The 16,700-nt window shown below is 52.3% G+C and carries 15 protein-coding genes; 9 read left to right on the plus strand and 6 right to left on the minus strand.

What is annotated here, in order from left to right; all coding sequences use genetic code 11:
* Positions 1-617: 617 nt before the first annotated feature.
* The 6 genes from OCH02_RS04205 to oppF all read left to right on the plus strand — a co-directional run bounded on the left by OCH02_RS04205 (position 618) and on the right by oppF (position 7,998).
* The gene (locus OCH02_RS04205) at positions 618-2,255 is read left to right on the plus strand and encodes an ABC transporter substrate-binding protein (RefSeq protein WP_261430022.1); all 1,638 of its coding nucleotides are present in this window, start codon (positions 618-620) and stop codon (positions 2,253-2,255) included.
* 152 nt (positions 2,256-2,407) lie between these two features.
* The gene (gene oppA, locus OCH02_RS04210; protein WP_261430023.1) at positions 2,408-4,045 is read left to right on the plus strand and encodes an oligopeptide ABC transporter substrate-binding protein OppA; all 1,638 of its coding nucleotides are present in this window, start codon (positions 2,408-2,410) and stop codon (positions 4,043-4,045) included.
* An 83-nt stretch (positions 4,046-4,128) separates the two neighbouring features.
* Positions 4,129-5,049, plus strand: coding sequence for an oligopeptide ABC transporter permease OppB (gene oppB / locus OCH02_RS04215; RefSeq protein WP_261109216.1), 921 nt, complete (start codon positions 4,129-4,131; stop codon positions 5,047-5,049).
* Positions 5,050-5,063: 14 nt separating this feature from the next.
* On the plus strand, positions 5,064-5,972 hold the full coding sequence (gene oppC, locus OCH02_RS04220) for an oligopeptide ABC transporter permease OppC (RefSeq protein WP_261430025.1): 909 nt from the start codon (positions 5,064-5,066) through the stop codon (positions 5,970-5,972).
* 11 nt (positions 5,973-5,983) lie between these two features.
* The gene (locus OCH02_RS04225; protein WP_135316816.1) at positions 5,984-7,000 is read left to right on the plus strand and encodes an ABC transporter ATP-binding protein; all 1,017 of its coding nucleotides are present in this window, start codon (positions 5,984-5,986) and stop codon (positions 6,998-7,000) included.
* On the plus strand, positions 6,997-7,998 hold the full coding sequence (oppF, locus tag OCH02_RS04230) for a murein tripeptide/oligopeptide ABC transporter ATP binding protein OppF (protein WP_012145423.1): 1,002 nt from the start codon (positions 6,997-6,999) through the stop codon (positions 7,996-7,998). Before OCH02_RS04225 ends, oppF begins: the two co-directional genes overlap by 4 nt.
* Positions 7,999-8,063: 65 nt before the next feature.
* Here oppF and OCH02_RS04235 read toward each other — a convergent pair whose 3' ends face one another.
* Together OCH02_RS04235 and cls are read right to left on the minus strand one after the other, a co-directional pair.
* Positions 8,064-8,387 carry an HI1450 family dsDNA-mimic protein gene (locus OCH02_RS04235; protein WP_004945300.1) on the minus strand — a complete coding sequence of 108 codons (324 nt, stop codon included), beginning with the start codon at positions 8,385-8,387 and terminating at the stop codon, positions 8,064-8,066.
* Between the two features lie 56 nt (positions 8,388-8,443).
* Complete coding sequence (gene cls / locus OCH02_RS04240; RefSeq protein ID WP_012145416.1) at positions 8,444-9,904, minus strand: cardiolipin synthase; 1,461 nt, start codon at positions 9,902-9,904, stop codon at positions 8,444-8,446.
* A 252-nt stretch (positions 9,905-10,156) separates the two neighbouring features.
* Between cls and OCH02_RS04245 the strand changes: the two genes are divergently transcribed.
* A complete protein-coding gene (locus OCH02_RS04245) occupies positions 10,157-10,333 on the plus strand; it encodes a YciY family protein (RefSeq protein WP_071593055.1) in 177 nt (58 codons plus the stop codon).
* Between the two features lie 71 nt (positions 10,334-10,404).
* On the opposite strand, the gene OCH02_RS04250 is transcribed toward OCH02_RS04245, so the two are convergent.
* Together OCH02_RS04250 and OCH02_RS04255 are read right to left on the minus strand one after the other, a co-directional pair.
* Positions 10,405-10,896 carry a Dps family protein gene (locus OCH02_RS04250; RefSeq protein ID WP_085117075.1) on the minus strand — a complete coding sequence of 164 codons (492 nt, stop codon included), beginning with the start codon at positions 10,894-10,896 and terminating at the stop codon, positions 10,405-10,407.
* Positions 10,897-11,092: 196 nt separating this feature from the next.
* A complete protein-coding gene (locus OCH02_RS04255; protein ID WP_261430026.1) occupies positions 11,093-12,565 on the minus strand; it encodes an MFS transporter in 1,473 nt (490 codons plus the stop codon).
* Between the two features lie 122 nt (positions 12,566-12,687).
* Here OCH02_RS04255 and OCH02_RS04260 point away from each other — a divergent pair, with 122 nt between their 5' ends.
* Positions 12,688-13,233: a TetR/AcrR family transcriptional regulator gene (locus tag OCH02_RS04260; RefSeq protein ID WP_261430027.1), complete on the plus strand. Its 546-nt coding sequence runs from the start codon at positions 12,688-12,690 to the stop codon at positions 13,231-13,233.
* A gap of 161 nt (positions 13,234-13,394) precedes the next feature.
* Here OCH02_RS04260 and OCH02_RS04265 read toward each other — a convergent pair whose 3' ends face one another.
* Positions 13,395-15,362, minus strand: a complete 1,968-nt coding sequence (locus tag OCH02_RS04265) for a hypothetical protein (protein WP_261430029.1) — start codon at positions 15,360-15,362, stop codon at positions 13,395-13,397.
* A 167-nt stretch (positions 15,363-15,529) separates the two neighbouring features.
* Positions 15,530-15,826, minus strand: a complete 297-nt coding sequence (locus OCH02_RS04270) for a YciI family protein (RefSeq protein ID WP_261430030.1) — start codon at positions 15,824-15,826, stop codon at positions 15,530-15,532.
* Between the two features lie 181 nt (positions 15,827-16,007).
* Between OCH02_RS04270 and OCH02_RS04275 the strand changes: the two genes are divergently transcribed.
* Positions 16,008-16,661, plus strand: a complete 654-nt coding sequence (locus OCH02_RS04275) for an epoxyqueuosine reductase QueH (RefSeq protein ID WP_261430031.1) — start codon at positions 16,008-16,010, stop codon at positions 16,659-16,661.
* Positions 16,662-16,700: the final 39 nt, after the last annotated feature.

The raw sequence follows: 16,700 nt of genomic DNA on the forward strand, positions 1-16,700 counted from the left end.
GCATTAATATAGTGCGAAATATGAATGAATTTTCTTCACTTGCACCATTATGTGGCATAAATCTCGGCTTGTTGCTCAATAAAAGCTCTAAGCGTTGTTTTTACCCCTTATCTTCCTCACTTCCTGCCCTTTTTCACCTCCCGAATATCAAATTTGTTGTTAATTTAATCACATCATTCTGTAGGGCTTGTCTCGCTTTCATCCAGGTGTTATTAGTGATTAACCGCACATAAGCAGGTGTTTGTTCTTTGAACGGCGCCTTTGTTAACTGAATGTTTCTTTATCTGGTGTGTGGGTTCGCTGCGTACGGCTTTGATGGTGGTGTTTTGATTTATAATGATTAAAATCAATAGTTTGAATCACGCCTTTGTTACCCCTCCGTCAGGGTGACAAAACCCGTCTGATGCAATAAAAGAGAATTGCTTAACATTTCTGTAAAAATTATTGGCTATGGAAATTGCCTTCTGCTAATTTCCGAGCAACTTTCTACGCGTAATTAACAGTATCGCGTCGACAAAGTGGGAATGATTTTTGCTGGTGTCTGTTTATTTAGAATTCTTATAAATACTTCACGAATATCGATAAGCAATGCTTGTTGGTGAAAAGGAGCCTCGACCATGCAGCAACCCCTAAAGCACACTCCATTGGCTATGTTGATTGCCGGTTTGCTGAGTATCAGTGCCGTTTATTCTGCTCAGGCGGCTGATGTTCCGGCCGGGGTGCAATTGGCAGAGCAGCAGAAGATTGTCATTAACAACGGCTCGGAAGTGGCTTCATTGGATCCGCACAAGGTTGAGGGCATACCGGAAAGCAATATCATTCTTAACCTGTTGGAAGGGCTGGTCAGCACCGACGCCAATGGGCACGTGGTCGCGGCGGCGGCGACAAATTGGGAGAACCAGGATTTTAAAGCCTGGACTTTTCATCTGCGTCCCGACGCGGTTTGGAGTGACGGTTCCCCAGTTACCGCGCAAGACTTTGTCTACAGTTGGCAGCGCCTGGCCGATCCAAAAATTGGCTCACCCTATGCTAGCTACCTGCAGTACGCCAAAGTTGAAAATATCGACGCCATTCTGACCGGCAAGAAAAGCCCGCAGACGCTCGGTATTAAAGCTATCGATGATAAAACTTTGCAGGTCACGCTAAGTGAGCCGGTGCCGTATTTTATCAGCATGCTGAGCCACACTTCGTTGAAACCGGTAAAACGCTCGGTGGTTGAGAAGTTTGGCGACAAGTGGACGCTGCCGGCAAATTATGTCGGTAATGGCGCGTATCGCTTGAAAGAGTGGGTAGTGAATGAGCGCATTGTGCTTGAACGCAGCCCGAGCTACTGGAACAACAAGAAAACGGTTATCAGCCAGGCAACCTTCTTGCCGATTTCCTCAGAGGTCAGTGACGTCAACCGCTTCCGCAGCGGTGAAATCGATATCACCAACAGCGCCATCCCGCCGAACCTGTTCGCGAAAATGAAAAGCGAGATCCCTGAGCAATTGCACGTTAACCCTTACCTGTGCACCTTTTATTACGAGATTAACAACCAGCGCGCGCCTTTTACCGATGCACGGGTGCGAGCCGCCGTGAAACTGACGTTGGATCGCGACATCATTGCCAACAAGATCATGGGTCAGGGGCAGATCCCGGCCTACAGCTTTACCCCGAGCTTTACCGAAGGTGCCAAATTTACGGCGCCGGAATGGGCAGGGTGGAGCCAGGAGCAACGCAATGCCGAGGCGAAAAAACTGTTGGCCGAGGCAGGCTTCAGCGCGGCTAAACCGCTGAAGTTCACGTTGCTGTACAACACGTCAGATCAAAATAAACAGCAGGCGATCGCTGCTGCGTCCATGTGGAAGAAAAACCTTGGCGCGGATGTCACGCTGCGCAATCAGGAGTGGAAGACCTCGCTGGAAAGCCGCCATCAGGGGCAGTACGACGTGGCACGGGCCACCTGGTGCGGAGACTATAACGAGCCTAGCGCTTTCCTGAATCTGGTTCTCTCCAATAGCAGTATCAATACCATTTTTTACAAGAGCCCGGTGTTTGACAGCCTGATGGCCAGCACGCTGAAAGCGCCGGACGAAGCTGCGCGTGCTGCTCTTTATCAGCAAGCGGAGGCTCAGTTGGACAAAGACTCGGCGTTAATCCCGGTGTATTACCGTGTCAGTGCGCGGCTGATCAGGCCGTCAGTGGGGGGCTTTACCGGTAAAGACCCACTGGATTACACCGATGTGAAAAACCTGTACATCATCAAGCAGTAACGAGGGGTATTACGCCACGCCAACCGGGGTGAGTAATACAAGGGAATCCGCCTGCCGTATTCGTTCAACGGCCGCCGGTATAACAAGGTCCGCTCACGGGCAACGCAGGTTCCACGACGAGCCTGTGATAATAAAAACTGGAGTATACACACATGACCAACATCACGAAAAAAACCATCCTTGCGGCCGGCATCATTGCCGCGCTGGGCATCACAGCAACCGGAAGTGCTTTTGCGGCCGTTGTGCCGGCGGGCGTACAACTGGCAGATAAGCAAGAGATAGTTAAAAACAACGGTTCGGAAGTACAGTCGCTGGATCCGCACAAAATTGAAGGCGTACCTGAAAACAACGTTACGCGCGATCTGATGGAAGGCCTGGCCAACAACGGTCCGGATGGCTCCATCGTTCCAGGCGTGGCCGAAAGCTGGGATAACAAGGATTTTAAAGTCTGGACCTTCCATCTGCGTAAAGACGCAAAGTGGTCGAATGGCAAGCCGGTAACGGCACAAGATTTCGTGTATAGCTGGCAGCGCGTGGTGGACCCTAAAACTGCATCCCCATACGCCAGCTATCTGCAATATGCTCACGTAGAAAACGTTGATGACGTTATCGCCGGCAAAAAAGACAAGTCTACCCTGGGCGTAAAAGCCATCGACGATCACACCTTCCAGGTCACCCTGACCGAGCCGGTGCCTTATCTGGTTGAAATGACGCCGCACTATGCGATGAAGCCAGTATTTAAAGATGCGGTCGAGAAGTTTGGCGAGAAATGGACCCTGCCGGCGAATTACGTCAGCAATGGTGCCTACAAGTTAAAAGACTGGGTAGTTAACGAACGTATCGTGCTGGAACGTAACCCGGAATATTGGGATAACGCGAAAACCATCATTAATAAAGTCACGTTCCTGCCAATTTCGTCGGAAGTGACCGACGTAAACCGCTACCGCACCGGTGAAATCGACATGACCTATAACAACATGCCGATTGAACTGTTCCAGAAGTTGAAAAAAGAGATCCCGAAAGAAGTTCACGTTGACCCGTATCTGTGTACTTATTACTACGAGATCAACAACCAGAAAGCGCCATTTACCGATCAGCGCGTACGTGAAGCGCTGAAGCTGGGTCTGGATCGCGACATTATCACCAATAAAGTGAAAAACCAGGGCGATCTGCCTGCCTACAGCTTCACCCCTCCTTATACCGATGGCGCCAAGTTGACGCCACCAGAGTGGTTCGGCTGGACACAGGAAAAACGCAACGAAGTAGCGAAAAAACTGCTGGCTGACGCGGGTTACGGCCCTGGCAAACCTCTGACTTTCTCACTGCTGTATAACACGTCTGATCTGCACAAAAAATTGGCGATCGCCGCGGCCTCTATCTGGAAGAAAAACCTGGGTGTGGACGTGAAGCTGGTGAATCAGGAGTGGAAAACCTTCCTGGACACCCGCCATCAGGGGACCTATGACGTAGCGCGTGCCGGCTGGTGTGCCGACTACAACGAACCAAGCTCGTTCCTGAACATGATGCTGTCTGACAGCAGCAGTAACACCCCGCACTATAAGAGCGCGGAGTTCGATAAGCTGATGGCGAATGTGCTGACGGCGAAAACCAAAGAAGAACGCGCAGATCTGTATCAGAAAGCTGAAGTGCAGCTGGATAAGGATTCGGCCATTGTTCCGGTTTATTACTATGTGAATGCCCGTCTGGTGAAACCTTATGTTGGCGGTTACACCGGTAAAGACCCACTTGATAACGTGTACGACAAAAACCTGTACATCATCAAGCATTGATACGGTAAGTGCCGGCGGTGTGAACCGCCGGCTCATGTTGAGAATAATAAGCCGTTATCAGGCTGCAGCACAGGGTTAGGGCAATGCTTAAATTTATATTTCGTCGCTTGTTAGAAGCGATCCCGACACTATTTATCCTTATTACCATCTCATTTTTTATGATGCGTCTGGCTCCCGGCAGTCCATTTACCGGTGAGCGCGCGTTGCCACCGGAAGTGATGGCCAACATCGAAGCCAAATATCATTTGAACGATCCGATCTGGAAGCAGTACGGCCATTATCTGGCGCAACTGTCGAAAGGCGATTTCGGCCCGTCGTTCAAATACAAGGATTACTCGGTTAACGATCTGGTCGCCGCTTCATTCCCGGTATCAGCCAAGCTTGGCCTTGCCGCATTCTTGTTGGCGGTAGTCTTGGGGGTTAGCGCCGGGGTAGTGGCTGCACTCAATCAAAATACCAAATGGGATTATACGGTGATGGGCTTTGCCATGACCGGGGTAGTCATACCCAGTTTCGTGGTGGCGCCGTTACTGGTGTTGATTTTCGCCATCACGTTGAAATGGCTGCCAGGCGGCGGTTGGAACGGTGGCGCGCCGAAGTTTATTATCTTGCCGATGGTGGCGTTGTCACTGGCCTATATCGCCAGTATCGCCCGTATTACGCGCGGCTCGATGATTGAAGTGCTGCACTCAAACTTTATCCGTACCGCCCGTGCCAAAGGGTTGCCGATGCGTCGCATCATTTTCCGCCATGCGCTCAAACCGGCGTTATTGCCCGTGCTTTCCTATATGGGCCCGGCGTTTGTCGGCATCATCACCGGTTCTATGGTGATCGAAACCATCTACGGCCTGCCGGGTATTGGCCAGCTGTTTGTTAATGGTGCGCTGAACCGCGATTATTCTTTGGTATTGAGCCTGACCATTCTGGTGGGTGGCCTGACCATTTTGTTTAATGCGATCGTGGACGTGCTGTACGCCGTTATCGATCCAAAAATTCGTTATTAAGCTGGAGCACGCAAATGATGTTGACGAAAAAGAACAGCGAGGCTCTGGAGAACTTCAGCGAAAAGCTTGAAGTGGAAGGGCGCAGCCTGTGGCAGGATGCCCGTCGCCGCTTTGTGCACAACCGTGCGGCAGTCAGCAGCCTGTTTGTGCTGGCGCTGATTACCCTGTTTGTGATTATAGCCCCCTGGCTGTCACAGTTTGCCTATGACGATACCGATTGGGCGATGATGTCGGCAGCACCGTCTTTAGACGCGGGGCACTACTTCGGTACCGATTCCTCTGGACGTGATTTGCTGGTACGTGTCGCAATTGGCGGGCGTATCTCGCTGATGGTTGGCGTTTCCGCCGCGCTGGTGGCGGTCATTGTCGGCACCCTTTATGGCGCAATGTCCGGTTATCTGGGCGGTAAAATTGACTCGGTAATGATGCGTTTGCTGGAGATCCTCAACTCCTTCCCGTTTATGTTCTTCGTGATCCTGCTGGTGACCTTCTTTGGTCAAAACATTCTGCTGATCTTTGTGGCGATCGGCATGGTGTCCTGGCTGGACATGGCGCGTATTGTGCGTGGACAGACCCTGAGCCTGAAACGCAAAGAGTTTATCGAAGCGGCGTTGGTATGCGGGGTTTCCAGCCGCAATATCGTACTGCGTCACATCGTGCCGAACGTGCTCGGCGTGGTGGTGGTATACGCTTCATTACTGGTGCCGAGCATGATCCTGTTCGAATCCTTCCTCAGTTTCCTGGGGTTGGGTACCCAGGAGCCGTTAAGCAGCTGGGGTGCATTGCTGAGCGATGGCGCCAACTCGATGGAAGTTTCACCGTGGTTGCTGCTGTTCCCGGCGGGTTTCCTGGTTGTCACTCTGTTTTGTTTCAACTTTATCGGCGATGGTCTGCGTGACGCCCTCGACCCGAAAGATCGTTAAGGAGTGCAATCATGAGCACCATTGAAAATCCGCAGTTGCAAACCAGCACCGCCGTTAAATCGTCGTTGTTGTTGGATGTCAAAGACCTGCGCGTGACCTTCGGCACTCCGGACGGTGATGTGACGGCCGTTAACGACCTGAACTTTGACCTGCGCGCTGGCGAAACGTTGGGGATAGTGGGTGAATCTGGCTCCGGTAAATCCCAGACCGCTTTCGCGCTGATGGGGCTGTTGGCCAGCAATGGCCGCATTGGCGGCTCGGCCAAATTTAATGGCCGTGAAATCCTCAACCTGCCGGAAAAACAGCTCAACAAGCTGCGGGCAGAAGAGATTTCGATGATCTTCCAGGACCCAATGACTTCGCTCAACCCTTATATGCGCGTTGGCGAGCAGTTGATGGAAGTGCTGATGCAACACAAGAAAATGGGTAAAAGCGAAGCCTTTGAAGAGTCGGTTCGCATGCTTGATGCGGTTAAAATGCCGGAAGCGCGTAAGCGCATGCGCATGTATCCGCATGAGTTTTCCGGCGGTATGCGCCAGCGTGTAATGATTGCCATGGCGCTGCTGTGCCGGCCCAAGCTGCTGATTGCCGACGAGCCGACCACCGCACTGGACGTGACGGTTCAGGCACAGATTATGACGTTGCTCAATGAACTTAAGCGCGAGTTCAATACGGCCATCATCATGATCACCCACGATCTGGGGGTTGTGGCCGGTATCTGTAACAAAGTGCTGGTGATGTACGCCGGGCGGACCATGGAATACGGTAGCGCGCGTGACGTGTTCTATCATCCGAGCCATCCTTATTCCATCGGTTTGCTCAATGCGGTACCGCGTCTGGACGCCGAAGGTGAGGCGCTGATGACCATTCCAGGTAACCCGCCGAACCTGTTGCGTCTGCCGAAAGGCTGCCCGTTCCAGCCACGTTGTGCGTACGCGATGCCGCAATGTTCGAGCGCTCCGCCATTGGAGCAGTTTGGTGAAGGGCGCTTGCGTGCCTGCTTTAAACCGGTGGAGGCGTTGGTATGAGTACGGTAACCGACAAGAAAGTTCTGCTTGAAGTGGCCGATTTGAAAGTGCACTTCGACATTCATGATGACAAACAGTGGTTCTGGCAGCCGCCGAAAACCCTGAAGGCCGTTGACGGCGTGACGCTGCGCCTGTTCGAAGGGGAAACTTTGGGTGTGGTGGGCGAGTCTGGTTGTGGTAAGTCAACCTTCGCCCGCGCCATTATCGGGTTGGTGAAGGCCACCAGCGGGCGCGTTGCCTGGCTGGGTAAAGACTTGCTCGGTATGAGTGACGTTGACTGGCGCAAAACCCGTAGCGATATCCAGATGATCTTCCAGGATCCGCTGGCTTCGCTGAACCCACGCATGACCATCGGTGAAATTATTGCCGAGCCACTGCGTACCTATTACCCAAAAATGCCGCGTCAGGAAGTGAAGGACAAGGTTAAAGCGATGATGCTGAAGGTTGGCCTGCTGCCAAACCTGATCAACCGCTATCCGCACGAGTTCTCCGGCGGCCAGTGTCAGCGCATCGGCATCGCCCGAGCCCTGATCCTGGAACCTAAACTGGTGATTTGCGATGAACCGGTTTCGGCGCTGGACGTGTCGATTCAGGCACAGGTGGTGAACCTGTTGCAGCAACTGCAGCGCGAAATGGGCCTGTCGCTGATATTTATCGCCCATGACCTGGCGGTGGTAAAGCACATCTCTGACCGTGTGCTGGTGATGTATTTGGGCCATGCGGTGGAGCTGGGCACCTATGACGAGGTGTATCACAACCCGCAGCACCCATATACCAAAGCGCTGATGTCAGCGGTGCCAATCCCGGATCCGGATAAGGAAAAGGACAAACAGATCCAACTGCTGGAAGGGGAACTGCCTTCGCCAATTAACCCGCCATCCGGCTGCGTATTCCGTACCCGTTGTCCGATTGCCGGGCCGGAATGCGCCAAAACGCGTCCGCTGCTGGAAGGCAGCTTCCGCCATGCGGTTTCTTGTCTGAAGGTCGATCCGCTGTAACCGGTCTCATCCACCAACAAAAAACCCGCCAATTTTTGGCGGGTTTTTTTATGCCTTACGGCCGCTTACTCTTTCCACAGAATGTGGCAAAGTTTATGGTCTTTCTCACGGCACAGCAGCACGCGGGCAAACACGTCGTTGATCGGTTCGCCATCGCTGTCTGCCAGGCCAATCACCACTTCGGCGAAAAAGTCAGGGTTCAGGTCAAAGTCCACATGTTCCGACCAGTCTTCCGCCGGGTCATACAGTTCGGCGCCACCGCGCTCCTCAAACTGCAGGTTGAACAGCAGAATATCCGCCGGATCCAGATTGTCGCCGGCCAACTCCAAAAAGATGTCGTAAGCCTGTTCCAGCGTTTCGTCTTCAGTAAGGCGGTTATTCAAATCCATAATTAAATCCCGATAACAAATGATTTGGCATTATTAGAACATGCCCGCTACGGCATTTATAGCAGCGGGCTGAAAAAGTAGAACAGGCGCTCAACAATACGGTGCCAGAACGGCCGTTTCTGCCACTCTGCGGCGTTCAGCAGTTGCGAACGAGCAATGTAGTCATCCTGCACGCAGGCCAGATCGCTACCGAAACCGTCATCGTCAATCACCAGGGTAATTTCAAAGTTCAACCACAGGCTGCGCATGTCCAGATTCACCGTGCCGACCAGGCTGAGCTGGCCATCAACCAGTACGCTTTTGGTATGCAGCAGGCCGTCTTCAAACTGATAGATGCGTACACCAGCCTCCAGAAGTTCGGAGAAGAAAGAGCGGCTGGCCCAACGGACCATTGTTGAATCGTTGTCGCGAGGGACAATGATGCTGACTTCAACCCCGCGCAGGGCGGCGGTGCAAATCGCATGCAGTAAATCGTCGCTGGGTACGAAGTAGGGGGTGGTCATGATCAACTGTTCACGTGCTGAATAAACCGCCGTCAGCAACGCCTGGTGGATCATTTCTTCCGGGAAACCTGGGCCTGAAGCGATAACCTGGATGGTATGGCCGCTTTCCTGTTCGAACGGCATGATATTGACGTCCGGCGGCGGCGGCAGGATCCGTTTACCGGTTTCAATTTCCCAGTCACAGGCATAAACGATGCCCATGGTACTGGCGACCGGGCCTTCCATACGGGCCATCAGATCGATCCACTGACCGACACCGGCGTCCTGTTTGAAATAGCGTGGGTCGACCATGTTCATACTGCCGGTGTAGGCAATATAGTTGTCAATCAGTACCACTTTACGGTGCTGACGCAAATCCATTCGGCGCAGGAATACGCGGAACAGGTTTACCTTGAGTGCTTCTACTACCTCAATGCCGGCATTGCGCATCATGCCAGGATAGGGACTGCGGAAGAACTGCAAACTACCGGCAGAGTCCAGCATCAGGCGGCAATGTACGCCGCGGCGTGCAGCGGCCATCAGCGATTCGGCCACCTGATCGACCAATCCGCCGGGCTGCCAGATGTAAAACACCATCTCAATATTATGGCGTGCCAATTCAATATCACGGATCAGCGCTTTCAGCGTTGCATCGGTAGTGGTGAGTAACTGGAGTTGGTTGCCCTTAACGCCATCGATGCCCTGACGGCGATCGCACAGTTGGAACAGGGGTCTGGCGACCTCGCTGTAATCGGTGGCGAAGATGCGCTGGCTCTCTTTTAATTCGCTCAGCCAGCGTGCGGTAGAAGGCCACATTGCCTTGGCGCGTTCGGCACGGCGTTTGCCCAGATGTAATTCACCAAAAGATAAATAAGCCACAATACCGAACAGCGGCAAAATATAGATCACCAGCAACCAGGCCATAGCGGAAGGCACGGCGCGGCGTTTCATCAGAATACGCAGTGTCACACCAGCGATAAGCAGCCAGTAACCAAACACCATGAGCCAACTGATTACGGTATAAAATGTTGTCATAAAGGCGAAAAATCCCGTTCGCAAACCACCAACGATGAGTGTACGCACAGAACGCTAAAGGGGAAACCTTTTCTCGGCGCTTATGTTGCAAAAATATGATTGGCTTAAGGCACTTGCTGTAAACAAAAAAACATTTTAGTTGGGAGAGAGCGTCTCCCCGTTGGAGTAAGATACGCTGAACTGTGGCTTGGATCCTGTAATGAAAGGACTATAATGCCCGCCGTTGGCATTTGACGAATGAGTGACAAAACGATGAGACGCAGTAGAAATGAGGTGGGCCGCTGGCGGATGCTGCGGCAGAGTCAGCGCCGGAGGCATCGCTGGTTGGAACGCCAGTCTTGCAGCAATCGGCATATTATTCGGGTGCGCCGTCGCCTGGATGACCAGCACCGGCGTTCATTGCTGTTTGTGGTGGCTTACGAGTGGTAAAACAAAAACAGTCCCCAAGGGGACTGTTTGAGTACTGAAAAGAAGGAAAATCGGGTTTTGGCTGCCGGGAATTATTTCCCCAGATAGGCGTTAAGCATCCAAACCTGTTTTTCCTGCTCTTTGATATAGTCACTCATCAGGGAAGCGGTGCCTTCATCCCCCGCATCGGCGGCCAGCGTCAACAGGTCACGCTGCTGTTGCAGCAGCACCGAATAGCCGTGCAGTAAACCACCCAGCGTACCTTTATCGTCGGTGACATTAGTGTCTTCCTTGATGTCAGACGTTTTCAGATAATCGCTGAAGGCATGACGCGGTTGCGACCCCAGAGTCAGAATACGTTCTGCCAGCTCATCAACCTTGGTTAACAGATCGTTATAGGTTTCTTCAAATTTGACGTGCAGTTCAAAGAAGTGCGGGCCGGAAATATTCCAGTGGTAGCCGCGCACGTTCATATACAGCACCTGATAATTTGCCAGCAGCGCATTCAACGCTTCCGATAGTTTTGCCGATTGTTTGCTGTCCAGGCCGATATGGTTTTTCGCTGCTTTCTTCGTCGTTGCCATAATAATCTTCTCCTGATTATTTGATTCGATGATTTACACAATATCCATAACAAACACAGTAACCAGATTCATCGCAGGGTTAAAGACGATCAAAAGTATCAATGAAATCGCTGAAACCAATAACGAAAAATCCGACAAGCAAATTGCCAATTCAGTTTAAGCAGAAAGCGTTAACAACAACAGCGCCTTGGTATCATTACTTGCGTAAGGCCATTTTTGCCACGCCGGCACTTAGCGCCATCAGTAATGCCGCCGCGATCAGCACCACGATAAATGCGCGATCGAAAGCCAAGCGGGCCAGTTGCCTCAGTTGTTCGGCTTGTTCGACAGCCAGATTGGCGGCCAGCCGCAGGGCTTCATCAATACTGTCGTAGGCGACGTCACCCACCGGCAGAGCGTCGGGTAACACCAGACTGTGGCTATAGACGGCGGTCATCAATCCCCCCAGCAAGGTGATACCGAGCACGCCACCCAGCTCATAGGACACGTCCTCGATCGAGGCAGCCATGCCGGATTTTTCTTCCGGGGCGTTGAGCATGATGGCGGTCGACGCGGCGGTAATGGCACCACCGATGCCAAAACCGGCGATAAACAGACAAACCAACTGTGATATCAGGCTGTTCTGGTAAAGCAGGGCCAGCCCGCCGATGCCGAGGCCGGTCAGGAACAATCCACCGAATATCATGTTGCGCTCGCCGTAGCGTGGCAGCAGTAAGCCGGCCAGTGGGCCTGCCAGTGCGGACGCCACCGGGATCGGCAGAATAAACAGCGCGGCCTGTAATGGACTCAACTCAAGCACCAATTGCAGGCGTTGTGTCAGTACCAGCTCCACACCGACTAGCGCAATCATCGACACCAGGGCCACGCCGACGCCGCCGGCAAACAGCCGATTCTGGAAAAGTGAGAAGTCGATCATCGGGTAGCGCGCCTGACGCTGTCGACGAACAAACAGCCAGAGCGACAAAACGCCGATGGCGGCGGCGATCGCCAGCGCAGAAATAGAGGGCGTTGCTTTGCTCAGTTCCTTCAGGGCATAGATGCTACCCACCAGACCGGCCATGATCTGCACTGAGCCGATGATATCGTAAGGGCGTTTATTTTCCCCACCGCAGTGCGGTATCAATCGCCAGGCCAGCGGCAGCACCACCATGACCACAGGGACGTTGATCAAAAATACCGATCCCCACCAGAAATACTCCAGCAAGACGCCACCGACCACCGGGCCGATAGCGGCGCCACCGGACGCGACCGCCGCCCAAATGCCAATCGCCAGGGCGCGTTCGCGCTCGTCAGTAAAAACGTGGCGGACAATGGACAATGTGGCCGGCATCATCATTGCCGCACCTACCGCAAGAAATACGCGGGCGGCGATCAGCCATTGGGCTGAAGGAGAAAAGGCCGCACAAAGGGAGGCGACGGCAAACACCGGCAGCCCGGCCATAAACAGCCGTTTATGACCAATGCGATCGCTCAGCATACCCGCACCGGGCAGTAAACCGGCGACCACTAGCGGGTAGGCATTCACAATCCATAATTTTTGTGACGCGCTGGCATCCAGCGCCTGGGTCAGCCGTGGCAATGCGGTGTATAGCACCGTCATATCGATAATGATCAAAAATAGCGCGCTGGAGATCATTGCCAGGATCAACCAGCGGTTGTTTGCGTGCATAATATTATTCCAAAAAAGCAGGCGACGCGGATGCGTTGCCATAAGGTCACCACCCGAACGTGCCGGATGGTATACTGGCGTAATATATATCCATACGTATGTATTGAAAAGAGGGTTTCTCAATGGGACGTCAACGGAGCATCGATCGCGACAGGGTGCTGGATATGGCGGAGGAGATTGTCGCCAGGCAGGGTGCTGCCGGTTTGACCATTGATTCTGTCGCCAAGGCGATGGGGATTTCCAAGGGCGGGGTGCAGTACTGCTTTGGTACTAAAGACGCGTTAATTGATGCCATGTTCGAACGTTGGGGTAAAGCCTATGACCGGGTATTCGATGCCATTGCCGGGGAAAGTCCCTCGGCCACAACGACAGTGCAGGCGCATATGCAGGCCACCCGAAGCTCCGATCAGGCATCCAGCGCCAAGGCCGCAGGGCTGATGGCGACCCTGATCCAAACGCCAGAGCACTTGGAAAGCACGCGCGAGTGGTACCACAGCCGAATTGCCGGTTTGGATTTAACCACCGAAGAAGGCAAGCGGGCACGATTGGCCTTTCTGGCTACCGAAGGGGCATTTATGTTGCGTTTCTTTGGCCTGATGGAAATAAATCAAGAGGAATGGGATGCCATGTTTACGGATATGCAGACGCTGATTCTGGCGAAAAAATAGTTCACCTATCACAGCGATAGCTGGCGGACAGGCAAGCGAAAAGAGTAAGTTTATCGGACAAGATATTCCCTCGAAGAACCCTTTAGCCAGCCACTCCGTGCTGGCTTTTTTTTTGCATAAAAAAACCGCGGTGTTTTGCGGCTTTATCAGCATCGAACCCTTTAGACTTGACGCATATAAACATCCGTAATGCGCAGGTCAAAGTTGCTTTTCATTTTTGTGGTATCAACCAGTAAGAACGCATGAGTCGCCCAATCTGGAGCCCTATCGACTGCCGGTACCTGGGTATCTGAACCCTGCATTTGGCCCGGAATAACCGCTGTTTTAAACTCTGATTCGCTGCCGCTGAAGTTATAAGTGTAAGTATGTCCCGTTGCCTGCATCAGGATCTTGGGCTCAATATCCTGAGCTGGACCGTATTCCAACAGCTTCGCCCAGATAATTTTCACCTGGCAACTTTGGCCATCGCCAGCATAGGTACCGACACGGAAATTGTGAATGACGCTACCGTAGCCTTTTAGGGCAATGGTTCCAAGTACTGCTTGGTAAACACCGTCACCTGCGGCGACATTACGACCAAGTGAGATTAATCCTGTCTGACGGATCATGCTGAAGTTGGTGCTGGTTGCGGTTCCCCAACCATAACGTGACTTGCGTACAGAGTTACTTCCTCCCGGCGCTAACACCCAGGTTTCTTCTGTCCATTTATCGTTCCCACCGCCACTGGTATAGGTTGTGCTATCGAGCCAGTTGTCCTGAACGCTGGGATCCGTGCGTACCTTCGTCAGCAAATATGGCCAGCTCAGCGGTAATTGCATATCCCTGAATGATACCGAGCCGGTACCATCAACCCAGCCGCTCACGCCAACATCACCTGCTTGTTGCAACTTGCCCAGGTTAACGGCCTGAAAAACTGCACGCGCCTGGTCACCAAAGTAGAACGGGTTGCAAATGGTGGCTTGGTTCACAAGAGAAGGATCGCCAGCCTTAAAGGTAAATAAACCACCAATAAAATTGACTTTGCATTTTTTGCTATCGGGTACGTTAACGATATAATTTCTAGGTCCGAAACCTTCAATGTGACAATCGCGGAAAATGTGTTGCCCACCTTCGATATGAATATATTTCCCCAGACTTGTCGCTGGATCTTTTGCGCCATTATCCCCGTAAATATAGTCGAACGAACAATTGAAGAAATAGCTGTAGCCTCCCTGCAAGTTAACGCCACAGTTACTTTGTGCAAAAACGCAGCTGTGGAAATTCATCTCTTCCCCTGAGTTGGTTGCGGTGTTGGGGAAGTAATAGCAAGTCTGGCAATGGTTAAACATAAAGCTGTACATGCGCAGGAAGTAAAAGTTGTTGTTACCGGTAATGCCGAAGGCAAAGCTTTCAAGACCACCGTCGATGAAGGTCAGTGAATTACGTGAATAACTCGTCTTAGCATCCTTAGCCGGCTGATTGTTGATAGGGGGGATGATATCGTTGCGGAAAGTCATGCCGTCGACAAATTTATCCGATCCAGGGCCAATCATGCGCAGATTTTTCGCGGTCATATTGCCCTGCGGATAACCATCAGTATTCATCCAATGGATCGCGGTTGCGTGTTCTGCCGCAGTACCACTAATAAAGTTGCGGAAATCCAATAATGCGCCAGAAAAGTCATAATCGACGGTTTTAGTATCAAATTTTAGCGTGTTCATACACTTAAATCGACCGTTGCCAAATACCAGGATGCCACTTTTCAATACTTGCTCAATGCTGGTATAAACAACACCATCAACTACGTATTGCTTGGTGGTGTGTTCATGCAGCGAACTGGCATAGTCATGCGCTTTTTGAATCGCATCGGTATCATCAGCAATACCATCGCCTTTAGCCCCGTACATATAGGGTGAAACTGTACCCGCTACTTCGAGTACACGTAGCCACACCCACGACGTATTAGGGCGAATAAACATGCCGCCATCGTCTGCCGGCGTCGCTTGCGCTTTGGCGACAAAAACACCGCCACCGGTTGGCTGACGATTACTGCTGCTCCAGTTTGCATCATAGGCGGTGACGGCGATCAACTCGCCGGCGGCGGTAGGAATTGTCGTTCTTAATGTTGCGATATCAGGGCAGGTGTTCATTATTGAGATCCTCATAGCTTTCAATGACTGTATGTGTGTACAGTTGTTTTAGTCTATGAGTACGTCGGCTAATTCACCACAGCATGTTGTTGTGCCATGGAACGCTAAACATGGCGTATATCGGCAAACACCCCACGGCGACAGAGGCCAATGGGGTGCAATTGAAATCAGAACACTTGCTTGAAGGGTTTGACCGTCACCGCAGCATAAACGCCGGCGGCGACGTAGGGGTCCTGTCCGGCCCAGGCTTGGGCGTCCGCCAGTGAAGCGAACTCTGCAATCACCGTAGAACCACTGAATCCTGCACTGCCTGGGTCGTTGCTGTCGATGGCTGGATTGGGGCCGGCGATGACCAGGCGGCCTTCATCACGCAGCGCCTGCAGGCGTGCCAGGTGGGCCGGGCGTACCGACAGGCGGTTTTCCAATGAATCAGGAACGTCTTGTGCGTAGATCAGATAAAGCATGTTTCACCTTTAAAATCATTGCTATAGAAGGGTAAATTTAAAGTAGCGCAAAAGGGGATACAAGGGAATGGCTGCCCGCTGGAATTTGCCTGCGGTTGGCGCTTATGCCTTGAAGCGACTAGCTTTTATTCGTATAGTGCGGCCGCGTGATTTAATGAGACAAGGATTGAGAGGTGAGGAAATGACGGAACTGGTTAGAGATAAACTCGACTTGCCTGAGGGCAAAAGCAAATTGCTGTTGCACTCTTGCTGTGCGCCCTGTTCCGGTGAGGTGATGGAAGCTATTCAGGCTTCTGGCATCGAATACGCCATTTTCTTCTATAACCCGAACATTCATCCGCAAAAAGAATATCTGCTGCGCAAGGAGGAGAACATCCGTTTTGCCGAACAGCACGGGGTGCCGATTATCGATGCCGATTACGATACCGATAACTGGTTTGCCCGTGCCAAAGGGATGGAGCACGAACCCGAGCGTGGGATCCGTTGTACCATGTGCTTCGACATGCGTTTTGAACGCACCGCGCTGTACGCGCATGAGCATGGCTACGACACCATATCCAGTTCGCTGGGAATTTCCCGCTGGAAGAATATGCAGCAAATCACCGACTGCGGCGTGCGCGCAGCGGAAAAATACCCCGATCTGGAGTATTGGGATTACAACTGGCGCAAAAAAGGCGGTGCGTCGCGGATGATTGAGATCAGCAAGCGTGAACGCTTTTATCAGCAGGAGTACTGTGGCTGCGTCTATTCGCTGCGTGACACCAATTTGCATCGTAAGGCGCAGGGCCGGCCGTTGATCAAACTGGGCGTGTTGTATTACGGCGATGAAGAATAATGCTGCCTTGGTTAAAGGTAACCCGCTACGGCGGGTTTT

This window comes from Serratia quinivorans, from assembly GCF_946227985.1.
In the GTDB taxonomy this organism is placed as follows: domain Bacteria; phylum Pseudomonadota; class Gammaproteobacteria; order Enterobacterales; family Enterobacteriaceae; genus Serratia; species Serratia quinivorans_A.